This is a genomic window from Pseudomonas sp. 05N433 (assembly GCF_056396925.1).
In genome coordinates this window covers 17,947-30,242 of the sequence record NZ_JBFTML010000033.1, presented here as the reverse complement: position 1 = coordinate 30,242, position 12,296 = coordinate 17,947, and the positions used below count along the sequence as shown (strand labels likewise).

At 61.2% G+C, this 12,296-nt stretch carries 12 protein-coding genes; 5 read left to right on the top strand and 7 right to left on the bottom strand.

What is annotated here, in order from left to right; translation table 11 throughout:
- Positions 1 to 38: 38 nt before the first annotated feature.
- Together AC1DIS_RS18230 and AC1DIS_RS18225 are read right to left on the bottom strand one after the other, a co-directional pair.
- Entirely contained in the window at positions 39 to 1,565 is a 1,527-nt protein-coding gene (locus AC1DIS_RS18230; RefSeq protein ID WP_477781006.1) for a trypsin-like serine peptidase, read from the bottom strand.
- 125 nt (positions 1,566 to 1,690) lie between these two features.
- Complete coding sequence (locus AC1DIS_RS18225) at positions 1,691 to 2,842, bottom strand: MFS transporter (protein ID WP_111454126.1); 1,152 nt, start codon at positions 2,840 to 2,842, stop codon at positions 1,691 to 1,693.
- A gap of 168 nt (positions 2,843 to 3,010) precedes the next feature.
- Between AC1DIS_RS18225 and AC1DIS_RS18220 the strand changes: the two genes are divergently transcribed.
- A complete protein-coding gene (locus tag AC1DIS_RS18220) occupies positions 3,011 to 4,003 on the top strand; it encodes a diaminopimelate epimerase (RefSeq protein ID WP_477743749.1) in 993 nt (330 codons plus the stop codon).
- A gap of 57 nt (positions 4,004 to 4,060) precedes the next feature.
- Here AC1DIS_RS18220 and codA read toward each other — a convergent pair whose 3' ends face one another.
- From codA to AC1DIS_RS18195, 5 genes are all read right to left on the bottom strand, one after another.
- Entirely contained in the window at positions 4,061 to 5,305 is a 1,245-nt protein-coding gene (gene codA, locus AC1DIS_RS18215; protein WP_018925368.1) for a cytosine deaminase, read from the bottom strand.
- 13 nt (positions 5,306 to 5,318) lie between these two features.
- On the bottom strand, positions 5,319 to 6,590 hold the full coding sequence (gene codB, locus AC1DIS_RS18210) for a cytosine permease (RefSeq protein WP_477743748.1): 1,272 nt from the start codon (positions 6,588 to 6,590) through the stop codon (positions 5,319 to 5,321).
- Between the two features lie 310 nt (positions 6,591 to 6,900).
- Positions 6,901 to 7,731, bottom strand: a complete 831-nt coding sequence (locus tag AC1DIS_RS18205; RefSeq protein WP_477743747.1) for an alpha/beta fold hydrolase — start codon at positions 7,729 to 7,731, stop codon at positions 6,901 to 6,903.
- Positions 7,732 to 7,843: 112 nt separating this feature from the next.
- On the bottom strand, positions 7,844 to 8,200 hold the full coding sequence (queD, locus tag AC1DIS_RS18200; RefSeq protein ID WP_007933061.1) for a 6-carboxytetrahydropterin synthase QueD: 357 nt from the start codon (positions 8,198 to 8,200) through the stop codon (positions 7,844 to 7,846).
- A gap of 85 nt (positions 8,201 to 8,285) precedes the next feature.
- Positions 8,286 to 9,365 carry a patatin-like phospholipase family protein gene (locus tag AC1DIS_RS18195; RefSeq protein ID WP_477743746.1) on the bottom strand — a complete coding sequence of 360 codons (1,080 nt, stop codon included), beginning with the start codon at positions 9,363 to 9,365 and terminating at the stop codon, positions 8,286 to 8,288.
- 279 nt (positions 9,366 to 9,644) lie between these two features.
- Here AC1DIS_RS18195 and AC1DIS_RS18190 point away from each other — a divergent pair, with 279 nt between their 5' ends.
- Genes AC1DIS_RS18190 through AC1DIS_RS18175 form a run of 4 tightly spaced genes read left to right on the top strand, consistent with a single transcriptional unit; the run spans position 9,645 to position 12,240 of the window.
- Complete coding sequence (locus AC1DIS_RS18190) at positions 9,645 to 9,953, top strand: PepSY domain-containing protein (protein WP_018925372.1); 309 nt, start codon at positions 9,645 to 9,647, stop codon at positions 9,951 to 9,953.
- Complete coding sequence (locus AC1DIS_RS18185; protein ID WP_018925373.1) at positions 9,953 to 10,258, top strand: PepSY domain-containing protein; 306 nt, start codon at positions 9,953 to 9,955, stop codon at positions 10,256 to 10,258. The genes AC1DIS_RS18190 and AC1DIS_RS18185 overlap by 1 nt, the downstream gene beginning before the upstream one ends.
- 3 nt (positions 10,259 to 10,261) lie before the next feature.
- On the top strand, positions 10,262 to 10,930 hold the full coding sequence (locus tag AC1DIS_RS18180; protein WP_018925374.1) for a response regulator transcription factor: 669 nt from the start codon (positions 10,262 to 10,264) through the stop codon (positions 10,928 to 10,930).
- Positions 10,927 to 12,240 (top strand): sensor histidine kinase, encoded by a 1,314-nt coding sequence (locus AC1DIS_RS18175; protein WP_018925375.1) that lies wholly within the window; start codon positions 10,927 to 10,929, stop codon positions 12,238 to 12,240. The genes AC1DIS_RS18180 and AC1DIS_RS18175 overlap by 4 nt, the downstream gene beginning before the upstream one ends.
- Positions 12,241 to 12,296 lie beyond the last annotated feature (56 nt).

Genomic DNA, 12,296 nt, shown 5'->3' with positions numbered 1-12,296 from the left:
GGGTTGCCGATCAGCTTCYGATAGGTGTCGACACAGGCTTACGGGGCGGCGTCTGGCAGTCGGAAGTCGATGACAGGCGAAGGATTGCCTGCCATGTCCACGGTCTTGAGGCAGATTTTTTTCTCGCCGTCGCTCGTGTCCACTTCAAAATCCAGCAGTGGTGGCCTGACCTGCTTGTATCCCTCAGCTTGTTGGCAATCAATCGTGGCCGATGTACCGATCTTGTATTGATGCCCTGCTACATCCAGATCGGGCGTGACCTGAGAAGGCGCTACAGAATAGACGCCCTCTCCTCTATTCGTGATGTTGAATACTGGCGCCATTTGAGCGGGTTCTGCCAATACCCACCGCCAAAAAATCCTGGCGTTTCGCGCATCCCATTTTCCGGGTGGTCCCGCCTGATGGTTTTGCCCCATCACGCACAAGAAATACAGCCCTGGTCCTTGGCGCAGTTCATAGCGTAACTCGCTCTCGCCGCCTGAGTCAGTGGTACGCACCTCACTGTAATCCCTGATATCTGCACAATTTTCGGCAGTGCGCGTGTACTTGAAGCGAAAGAAGGGTTGGTTGCTCGAAAAACGATGCTCCCACAACAACGGCAGGTAGTTCCCTTGTTCATCTCGGGGCTGTTTGAGGAAGTGATCGCCATACTTCGAGCCGAATTCCGACACGGGCCCCAGTACACAGGGCTCGCGGTCCCCAACGAAGCGCCCCCCTCTAAAACAGGTATCCAGGCCATTGGCGGGCGTCGCGTAATTGGTGTCTTGCGCTTTATTGGGCATGCCTTCGATGACTTCGCAAGGTGCGCTGATACTGCATCGCGATCGCCCGCTGTCGCGCGTGGTGGTGCCAATCACCGCGACGATTTCGTTGGTGTAGCGATTCAGGAGTGGAGAGCCAGAGATTCCATTGATGACCCCCAGGCATCGATTGCTGATTTGATCCACCCAAACCCACCCGGCTTCGAGAATTCCTGCGCGGTGTTCCTGCGGACATGCCGAAYGCTGGATAAAATCATCGACAGCGGCGCCAACCACCAGCGTATCGGTGCCTTCGGTCAGGGCATGGCTCGCAACTTTCAAGGGCTGGATGCCATCGTTCATCACTTGGCCGAGGGTGCGATCGAGTACCAGCAGCGCAATGTCCTGGCCACGCAGGGTGCTCCAGGCGATTCTGGTGATGGGATAGTTTTTTTGTTGTGGCGTCGTGTCCCGGAAAAAATTGAAGGTAGCCTGTCCGGACGCAGGCTCGTTCACGATAAATCGACCGACATTACCTTTTGCACAATGACCTGAGGTGAGCACATACGCTGGGCCGCTGCGATCATCGTTTGCTCCACGGGTATCGATCAGGCTGCCGCTGCAGATCCGGCCTTCATCAACCTTGACCCTGGCGATGGACTGCCAATGGTTGTATCGCCCGTCGGCATTGGACAAGAGACGTGCCGGTGCGAAATTTTCAATACCTTCGCCCCAGTCATGTTGGGCAAGCGGCGATTTGCTGCAACCGTTCGCGCCCATCAGTAGCAACAAAACCAGCAGAACCTTGAGGTTGAACGTGTTCATGAGGAGCTCACCCGCCTGGGATATTCAACTCATGGTCGATGCGCAGCCAAAACGTGTCTACTGTCAGAACTGATAGTAAAGCGGCGAAAAATACGACCTCCTGTCGTTTTTCGTGCTGCTGAGCGTTAGACCTTTAGCACTTTCCCTCCAATCGCCACCGCCACCAGCAGCACCGCCATTAGTCCGAACGCGAAGCTCAGGCTGCTGCCATGAGCCACAAAACCGATCACCGCCGGTCCCGCCAGAATCCCGGCATAACCCAGGGTCGTGATGGCCGGCACCGCGATGCTTTGCGGCATCACCGTCTGCTTGCCCACGGCGGTGTACAGCACTGGCACGATGTTCGAACAACCGGCACCGAGCAGCGCATAACCGAGCAGCGCGGCTTGCCATCCCGGTGCGAAGGTCGCCAGAAACAATCCTGCCGCAGCCATCAGTCCGCCGAACAGAATCACCCGCGTGGCGCCCAGGTGCCGGACAATCGCGTCACCGGTCAATCGCCCGGCGGTCATGGTCAGCGCAAATGCCGCATAACCCAGCCCGGCATACGCGGTGTCGATCCCGCGTTCCTGCGCCAGGAACACCGCGCTCCAGTCGAGTGCCGCGCCTTCAGCCAGGAACACGATGAAGCACATCCCGCCGATAAACAGCACGATGCCATGGGGCACGGCAAATGCCGGGCCGGAGCTTTCACTGCCGTAAGGCAACAGGTGCGGCGCGGCTTTAAGCAATGCCAGCACCAGCACCACGATCACCACGCACATCGCCCCCAGCGGCGAAAAACCCAGACCGAGCAGGCCGCTGACACCCGCCGCGCCGACGATCCCGCCGAGGCTGAACAGCCCATGAAAACCCGACATCATGGTCTTGCCGCTGGCCCGCTCGACGATCACCGCTTGCAGGTTCACCGTCGAATCCACCGTGCCCAGGCCGGCGCCGAACATGAACAATGCCGCGATCAACGCCGGAATCGAGGATACCGTCGCCAACAGTGGCAGCGCCGCGCAGATCAACAAGGTGCCGCCGCTCAACACCCGACGGCAGCCGAAACGCGTCGCCAGAATCCCGGCCATGGGCATCGCCAGAATCGAACCCACCCCCAGACACAACAGCAACAGCCCGAGGGTGCCTTCATCCAGCCCGGCCCGCGCCTTGGCGTAAGGCACCAGCGGCGCCCAGGCCGCGATGCCGAAACCGGCGATGAAGAAGGCGATGCGCGTGGACATCTGTTCCAGACGTCCGGGGACGAAGGTGGCTTGGGTGTTGAGGTTGGTCATATCGATCCTTGGCAAAAAACGTCGCGTCCCAAAGGACAGTGAACAACCGCAAAGGGTTCGATCACCACGTTCAGGCGGGGGCAGCAGTCACGCAGAGTGACATCCTTGCACAGCCAGCCGTTGTTTCGCGATATTGTCGACGCATCAATTGTTCATAGGGGGGGCGCCATGACGCGGATGTACGATGCTCGAGGCAATATCTACGCGGTGGTGGCGCCTGACGCCCTGCGCGATAGCGGTATCGAGCTGCCTGAACAGGCCAGCCAGGCGGCGCAAACCCGTGAGGCCTGGGCGTTGTCGGCCATCGAGGCATTCTGCGGCTGGGCTCCCGGGACACAACCGCCCGGCAGCAAGGCGCATCGTTGCGATGGCTTGCTGGTGGGGCCGTTTCAATCTTCGCCGCCGTTTGACCTGCTGATCGTCAACACCGACGGCAGCCTGGCCGAGCGCAGTGGCAATGGCCTGACGATTTTTTCCCAGGCCCTGAGTGAACAAGGGCTGATGCCGAGGGAGGAGGCTTGCCTGCTCAGGGTTCATCACGACAAGCGCGATGCGCTCTCGCCAGTGGCGACTTCGGTGAACCCCGCCGAAATCGATGGCGTGCAAGGGTTCTGGCTGGACTTGGGGCAGCCTTCGTTCGGGCCTGAAGCGGTGGGTGCGCAAGGGGTCGAAGCCGTCGTGTTGGACGGGCGTGATGTCAGTCACGTGCGGCCATTGTCGACGCTCGACCCAGCCTGGAACCGCAGCCAGTTCGTGCGCATCGGTAACCCCCATTGTGTGACGTTAGTGACAGGCGCCGATGCGTTGCCGAGCAACGCACAAATGCGCGAGCCGGAGTTGTCTGGAGGGTTGACCCGCATCGCTTACGCCACGCCGACCGGGGCGGGGCAGCCGTGTGCGGCCGGGGTGAACCTGCAATGGGCGATGCTTGAATCCGAAGGGCGAATCGTTGCGCGGGTGTTCGAGCGTGGCGAAGGGCCGACCGCGTCGTCGGGTACCAGCGCCAGTGCGGTGGCGTGCGCGGCGTGGCGAGTGGGTTGGGTGGCGGCGGGGGAAGTGCAAGTGGTCATGCCCGGCGGCACGGCGCCGATTCTGCTGGAAGAACGGGAGGGCGAATTGAGTCGGGTCAGGTTGTTTGGGACGGCGCGGTTGATGGGGTGATTTTGAGACCGTCATCGCGAGCCTGCTCGCGATGACGCCCGAACGGTCAGCGAAGATTCAGAGCCGATCCGCCCACTCAACCACCGGCATCTGTCGCTTCATCAACACCTTGCCCCCGCGAATCGAATACAGCGGCAGACCCTGGCTGCGGATCACCTCGTAATCGCTGTCCGCCGACAGAATCAGCAGATTCGCCGGCCGGCCCCGTTCCAGACCATAGCGATCGCCCAGGTTCATCGCCTTGGCACTGTTGTCCGTGACCAGGTCCAGCGCACTCTGCAAATTGCGATAACCGAGCATGTGGCAGATGTGCAAACCGGCCTCGAGCACCCGCAGGATGTTGCCATTGCCCAGCGGATACCACGGGTCGACGATCGAGTCCTGACCGAAACACACGTTCATCCCCGCTTCGAGCAACTCATTCACGCGAGTCACGCCACGGCGTTTCGGGAAGTTGTCGAAGCGGCCTTGCAGGTGAATGCTTTCGGTGGGGCAAGAAACAAAACTGATCCCCGAGTGCCCGAGCAAGCGAAACAGTTTCGCGCAGTAAGCGTTGTCGTAGGAGCCCATCGCCGTGGTGTGGCTGGCGGTGACGCGCGAACCCATGTCGCGGCTGCGGGCCTCTTCGGCCAGCACTTCAAGGAAGCGTGAGTGCGGGTCGTCGGTTTCGTCGCAATGCACGTCCACCAGACAGCCCGTGCGTTCGGCCAGGTCCATCAGGAACTTCACCGAGCTTACGCCCTGGTCCCGGGTGTATTCGAAATGCGGAATGCCGCCGACCACATCGGCGCCCAGGCGGATCGCTTCTTCCATCAGCTCGCGCCCGTTGCGGTACGACTCGATGCCTTCCTGGGGGAACGCGACGATTTGCAAGTCGATAAGGTGGTGGCTTTCCTCGCGGACTTCGAGCATCGCCTTGAGCGCGATCAGTTCCGGGTCGGTGACATCGACGTGGGTGCGCACGTGCTGAATGCCGTGGGCGGCGAGGGTCTGGATGGTTTTTTTGGCGCGGGTCTTGGTGTCTTCCTGAGTGATGGTGGCCTTGCGCTCGCCCCAGCACTCGATACCTTCGAACAGCGTACCGCTCATGTTCCAGCGCGGTTCGCCGGCAGTCAGGGTGGCATCGAGGTGAATGTGCGGTTCGACGAAGGGCGGCACCACCAGATTACCGCCGGCGTCCAGGTCATCCGGCCCCAGTGACGGGGCTTCGGTTTGCCGGGCGATGCTGTGAATCAGGCCGTTTTCCAGGTGCAAYTCATGCAGGCCTTCTTGGTTGCGCAGGCGGGCGTTGATGATATGCATCAGGCGAGTCCTTTTAGAGATCTTGTAGTGGTGCTTCGGCGGTACGGGCACCCAGTACGCCGGTCAATAACACATACGTTAGCGCGGCAGTGGCAATCCCTACCAGCGGCGCGATCCACGGCGAGCTGAATGCTGCGACGGTGCCGACCGCATAAGCGCTCAGGCCAGGCCAGTTGAACGCCGGCAACCGGGCATCGGCCAGGCGTGGATATTGCCCACGGTAACGGAAGAAAAAGTCCGCCATGATCACCCCGCCAATCGGCGGAATCACCGTGCCCAGCAGAATCAGGTAAGGCACCAGCATGTCGTACATGCCCAGCAGCGCCAGCAGCGTGCCGATCACCGCGCCGGCCAGGGTCACGGTTTTGCGCCGGCCGGTGCGCAACAGATTGCAGCCGGCGACGGCGAAGTTGTAGATCGTGTTGTCCTGGGTGCTCCAGATGTTGAGCAGCAACATCGCCATCGCGGCCATGGCGAAGCCTTGCAGCAACAGCACTTCGACTACGTCCGGTTGCTGATAGACGATCGCGCCATAGGCACCGATCAACACCATCAGGCCGTTGCCGATGAAAAAGCCGATCAGGCTCGCCAGCACCGCGACTCGCGCCGAACGGGAGAAACGTGTCCAGTTGGTCGCCTGGGTCGCGCCACTGACGAAGGTGCCGAACACCAGGGTAATCGCGGTCGACCAGTCCAGTGTTGCCGTCGGCACCACGGCGAGCAAACCCTCGAGCCCGCCGACCTTCACCGTCGCGACCCACATCGACAGCGTCAGCAGCAACATCATGGCGGGTACGGCGATGTACGACAGAATCTCCAGCCCGCGATAGCCGATGTACGCCGTGGCGCAAAAGCCCAGGCCGAACAGCACCATCAGCCCCAGAACGGTGCTTTCGCTCAGTTCGAAATATTTGCCGAGTACGACGGCTGCGGTCGCGGTGCCCCAGGCGTACCAGCCGATCTGGGTGAAGCCGAGGATCAGGTCGCTGAGCTTGCTGCCCACTTCGCCGAAGCAGAAACGGCCCATCAGTACCGAATTGAGGCCGCTTTTGAAGGCGATGTAGCCAAGCCCGGCTGCGTAGATTCCCAACAGCAGATTGCCGGCGATGATCACCGCCAGCATCTCGCTGAAACTGAACGCCACCCCCAGCTTGCCGCCGGCAAACATGGTCGCCGTGAAGAAGGTAAAACCCAGCAGCACCATGGCTGTGGAGGCGAGCCCCTTGCGGGCATGCATCGGGACTTCGCTTAAAGGGTAATCGTTGCCCGGATCGTTCTGCGTCATGTGGCATTCCTTGCTGGATGGAGGACGCGAGGGTGTTGCAGTGCTCGTGCCAATGGCGCGAGGGTGTTGTTCTTTATAGCCGAGCCGGCGGATTTAGCCTGAAGAGGGGCACGAAAGCAGTGCGGCAGTGGTTCAAATTGGAACGCAGCAATCAGGTAGTCACAACGTCCTGTGGCGAGGGGGCTTGCCCCCGTTTGAGTGCGTAGCGCTCACAAGATCTTTGGTATCTCAGAGATTTTGGGGCCGCTTCGCGACCCAACGGGGCGATGCGGCGTTCCGACAAGCCCCCTCGCCACAGGGTCTCCGTCGCTCAGGCGTTCTGTGCCAACGGCAAAAACCGCAATATCGCCGCCATGATCGCCTCCGGTGCATCCTCCTGCACCAGATGCCCGGCATTCGCAACGGGATGAAACTGCGACCCCGCAATCATCTGATGCAACGCCCGCCCGCGTTCAATGGGAATCCATTGATCGTTTTCCCCCCAGAGAATCTGCACCGGGCAGCGAATCGTCGGGTACAGCGCTTCGACCTCGCGGGTATAACGCTCATCCATCTGCGCGATCTGCCGATAGAACGCCGCTTGCCCCGAATCACCCAGCCAGGGCTGCACGTAAGGCGCCAGCTCCTGATCGGAAATCTCGCGCTTGATCGCGCCACGAATATAGGTCGGCACAATCGCCCGTTGAATGTAATCAGGCAGCCCGCTGAACGCCGCTTCATGCTGACGCACATGCTGCACGAACGGCGAACCCCAGGGCGACAGCGCCACCGGGTCAATCAGCGTCAGGCTGCGGTAATCCTTGCCATCGAGCAGATGCGCGCGCAACACAGTGGCGCCGCCGAAATCGTGGGCTACCACGTCTGGCCGTTCCAGGCCCCAGTGCTCCAGCAATTGCGCCAACAGTTGGTTCTGTACGCCCAGCGACACATCGCCGTCCGGCTGTGCGGACTGCCCGTAACCCAGCAAATCGAAGTAATACACCCGGTGCGTGGTGATGAAGTGCGGCGCGATCCTGTGCCACACATGAGAAGAGAAGGGCGTGCCATGCACGAACACCAGCGGCGGACCGTCGCCACGTACGGCGTAGCGAACGGAGTGCCCGTTGAAACGATAGGTCTGAGCCAGCGGCCAGTCAGTCATGGGTGCGTCCTCTTGGCGTGTGCGAGCCCAAAAGCATAGGCATAAAAAAACAGCCATTGAAGGCTGTTTTTCATATCACTGACGAAACGCATTCTCCTTATGGGATTTACGTTTACTCACCGCGATAGATGCAACCGCTGGTGCAGGTCTCGTGGATGCGGATCGCGCTGAGTTCCGGCAACAATGGCTTCAACTCATTCCAGATCCACTTGGCCAGCACTTCGCTGGTCGGGTTTTCCAGGCCGGGAATGTCGTTCAGGTAATTGTGATCGAGGCGCTCGTAGAGCGGCTTGAAGATCTCTTTGATTTCAGAGAAATCGCGGATCCAGCCGGTGTGCGGATCGAGGTCGCCGCTCAGGTGAATCGCCACTTTGAACGAATGACCATGAAGGCGGCCGCACTTGTGGCCGTCCGGTACGTGGGGCAGGCGATGGGCGGATTCGAAGGTAAATTCTTTGAAGATTTCCACAGTGATGTTCAGCTCTTTCAGGTGGCGATCGCCGCGGCGATGTGGGCAGGTGGCGAGTTTACCAGAGCTCCGGGCAAAACACTGACTAAAGGGTCAGCAAGCGCTCGCCGAGGCGACCGTTGGCGGCCAGTTCAAGGAATTCATCGCCCAGGCGACGGCTTTCATCCATCGTTGCGCGCCAATACTTCTGTCGGCTCGGGGCATCGCCCATGAAGCGCTTGAAGTCGTTGCGGTCCGGCAGCTTGCCGTAGGGCAGGCGTGCCAGGTATTCCTTCGACGGGGCCAGCAGCAGAACATCCTGCAAGCGCTCAGGGCAGGCGCGGCGCCATGGCAGCGTCTTGTCGAACCAGCCGGGGATCACCCGGTCGGTGAAGTGCGGATACAGCACGATGTCGTTGCCGCTGTAGGGCAGGTCGAGGTGATAGTCCAGCAGACCACCATCGCGGAACGTCCCCGCGCCGGCCCCCGGCAAGTCGCGTACGCCTTGCATGACCATCGGGATCGAACCCGAGGCCAGCAGGGCCTGGCGCAGGTTGCCGGCATTCAGTGAGATGAAGCGCGACGGGAAGTCGTTCAGCGCGTTGACCGGTGGTGCCAGGCGCGGGTCGTGGATGATCAGCCGCTCGAAATGCCGCGACAACCGTGCGCGACCGCGCAGGTTGTCGGCGATCACTGACGACAGGCCCAGCCCCAACCGGCCGCGATGATCGTCCGCCAACAGGCCGTGGCTTTTGACCACCATGATGTTCAGGCGGTAGTGGGCGTTATCCAGAATCGCGGCATCGCGGCCGTCGAGCAAGTCATCGAGCATGCGTCGGGAGCTCTGGCTGATCTGCGCCATGGTCACGCCTTTGGCGAAGTTCTGCTCGGTGTACAGATGACCGAGGCGGCGGATGCCTTCGGCGGCATCCGGCAGGCAGGCGCTGGCGAACCGCCAGGAACCCACCGAGGCGCCGATCAGCGAACGCTCCCGGGGCGCCGCCGGCAGCCATTCGCCAAACAGCGCCAGGTCCAGACCCTGAATCCCCAGCGCTTTCGGGCCACCGGCGGCGCCCGGCAACGTGCCCACATCGGCAGCGTTCAAGCCGTTGGCACGGATGCGCGCCAGAGCACGCGGGCCGGCCTTGAGGGTCAGGGAAGGGAACTTGATGTGGATAGCGGTCATACCGGTCTCGATGTCTGGCAAGCAGGGATTATAAGCACCTCTTGGGCTGCGATTGTCCCCGATCAATGCAGGAGCTGCCGAAGGCTGCGATGCTTTGATTTTTGGCTGCGTCATGCACGCAAAAAATCCAAATCAAAAGATCGTCCGATCGCGGCCCGAGCCTTCGGCAGCTCCGGGTTATGCGTAAGCTATTCCCAATGATGGCAATTCAGTTTCAGTTAAGTTCGAATCGCTAAGGTCGCGCCGTCGGCAACACATAAGAAAATACGGAGCCACCCCATGAAAATCCTGACTGCCCTGTTCACCGCGTCCCTCATCTGCCTGACCGCCAGCCTCGCTCATGCCCGCGACCTGGGCCCCGACGAAACCCTGAGACTGCACGACGCTGGTACCATTGTGTCTTTCGAGAAGCTCAAYGCCACCGCTCTGGCCAAACACCCCGGCTCGACCATCACCGGCACCGAGCTTGCAGAAGAGTACGGCAAGTACAAATACCAGATGGAACTGCGCGACCCGCAAGGCATTGAGTGGGATATGGAATTGGATGCGGTCAGCGGGCAGGTTCTCAGGGATCATCAGGATACGTAATGAAGGTGCTTTCATTTTCAAGCATGGCGCTGGTGCTTCTGGCTTTTTGCTCGGTGGCCGTGGCCCGCGACCTGGATCAGGACGAAGCCCTGCGCCTGCGCCAACAGGGCGTGATCCTGCCGCTGGAGCAGCTCTTGCAGCAAGCGCTGGACCGCTATCCCGGGGCCAAGTTGCTGGAAGCCGAGCTTGAAGAAAAACACGACGTCTATGTTTATGAAGTCGAGCTGCTGACCGCCGAAGGCGTGGTGCGCGAGCTGGACGTCGATGCCACCACCGGCCACGTGCTTAAAGACAAGGAAGATTGATCGATGCGTTTGCTCCTGGTGGAAGACCACGTGCCGCTGGCCGACGAATTGATGGCCGGCCTCAATCGGCAAGGCTACGCCGTGGACTGGCTGGCCGACGGCCGCGATGCGGTGTACCAGGGCAGCAGCGAGCCTTATGACCTGATCATCCTCGACCTCGGCCTGCCGGGTTTGCCGGGGCTTGAGGTGCTGGCGCAGTGGCGGGCCGGTGGCCTGGCCACGCCGGTGCTGATTCTCACCGCACGCGGTTCCTGGGCCGAGCGGATCGAAGGCCTCAAGGCCGGCGCCGACGATTACCTGAGCAAACCCTTCCACCCGGAAGAACTGCACCTGCGCATTCAGGCCTTGTTGCGCCGCTCYCACGGCCAGGCCAATCAGCCGACACTCAAGGCCGCCGGGCTGCACCTGGATGAAGGTCGCCAGTGCGTGACCCGCGACGGCGCCGACATCCAGCTCACCGCCGCCGAATTTCGCCTGCTGCGCTATTTCATGCTGCACCCCGAACAGATCCTTTCCAAAAGCCACCTCGCCGAACACCTCTATGACGGTGAAACCGAGCGCGACTCCAACGTGCTAGAAGTCCACGTCAATCACCTGCGCCGCAAGCTCGGCCGCAGCGTGATCGAAACCCGTCGCGGTCAGGGTTACCTGTTCGGCGGGCAAGCCCAGTGAGGTCGATCCAGCGTCGCTTGAGCCTGGGCCTGATCAGCGTGATGGTGATCGTCGGCCTGGTGCTGGCGCAAACCAGCCTGTGGCTGTTCGAAATGGGTTTGCAGCGCTACCTCGAAGCCGGGTTGCGCAACGACAGTGAAAACCTGCTGGTGGCGCTGGTGCGTGGCCCGCAGGGGTTGCAGCTGGATGAGCGCCATCTGTCGCCGGCCTATCAGCGCCCGTTTTCCGGGCACTATTTTCGTATCGACTTTGCCGACAGCCATTGGCGCTCCCGCTCGTTATGGGATCAGGACCTGCCGCGGCTCGAACACCCGGGCCTGAACAGCAACCTGCAACTGGGGCCGGAAGGGCAGCAGTTGCTGGTGCTGCGTTCGGACTACCGGCGGCTGGGCCAGGCGATTTCCATCAGCGTCGCTCAGGACTACACGCCGGTGCGCGAGAGTTTCTGTCGCATGCAACAAGTCGGTCTCGGGTTGGGGCTGGCGGGGCTGTTGCTGATTTTGCTGTTGCAACGGATCACCGTGCGCCGCGCCTTGCGCCCGCTGGAAAAGGCCCGCGAGCAAATCGCCCAGTTGCAGCAGGGCCAGCGTTCGCAACTCGACGAAGCCGTGCCGGTGGAGCTGGAACCGCTGGTGGCGCAGATCAACCATTTGCTGGCCCATACCGAAGATAGCCTCAAGCGCTCGCGCAATGCCTTGGGCAACTTGGGGCATGCGTTGAAAACCCCGTTGGCAGTGTTGTTGAGCCTGGCTTCCAGCGAGAAGCTCGATGCGCACCCGCAGCTGCGCAAGGTGATTCAAGCGCAACTGGAGCAGGTCCAGCAGCGACTCAATCGCGAACTCAACCGCGCCCGGTTGTCCGGCGATGCGCTGCCGGGTGCGTTGTTTGATTGCGATGCCGAGCTGCCGGGGTTGCTGGCCACGCTGAACATGATTCACGGTGAACACCTCGACCTGAGCTACCGCGCACCGGCCGGTTTGCAACTGCCGTGGGATCGCGAAGATCTGCTGGAGTTGCTGGGCAACCTGCTGGACAACGCCTGCAAATGGGCGGATGCCGAGGTTCGGTTAAGCGTGGTTGAAACGGCTGAAAGTTTTCAGTTGAGCGTGGAAGACGATGGGCCGGGGATTCCCGAAGACCAGCGTGACCAGGTGTTCAGCCGCGGTACACGGCTTGATGAACAGACCGATGGGCATGGATTGGGATTGGGCATCGTGCGCGACATCGTCGACACGTGGGGCGGGGTGTTGAGGCTGGAGGAAAGCGAGTGGGGCGGCTTGAAAGTGATGATCGAACTGCCCAAACGCTGACACAGAGCGGAAGCCAACCCATAACCCTGTGGGAGCGCAATCCGTTACATATCGGC

Excerpts from the sequence above, each read along its gene's own strand:
- AC1DIS_RS18225 (WP_111454126.1), bottom strand. The coding sequence starts at position 2,842 with ATGACCAACCTCAACACCCAAGCCACCTTCGTCCCCGGACGTCTGGAA.
- AC1DIS_RS18220 (WP_477743749.1), top strand. The coding sequence starts at position 3,011 with ATGACGCGGATGTACGATGCTCGAGGCAATATCTACGCGGTGGTGGCG.
- codB (WP_477743748.1), bottom strand. The coding sequence starts at position 6,590 with ATGACGCAGAACGATCCGGGCAACGATTACCCTTTAAGCGAAGTCCCG.
- AC1DIS_RS18205 (WP_477743747.1), bottom strand. The coding sequence starts at position 7,731 with ATGACTGACTGGCCGCTGGCTCAGACCTATCGTTTCAACGGGCACTCC.
- AC1DIS_RS18195 (WP_477743746.1), bottom strand. The coding sequence starts at position 9,365 with ATGACCGCTATCCACATCAAGTTCCCTTCCCTGACCCTCAAGGCCGGC.
- AC1DIS_RS18185 (WP_018925373.1), top strand. The coding sequence starts at position 9,953 with ATGAAGGTGCTTTCATTTTCAAGCATGGCGCTGGTGCTTCTGGCTTTT.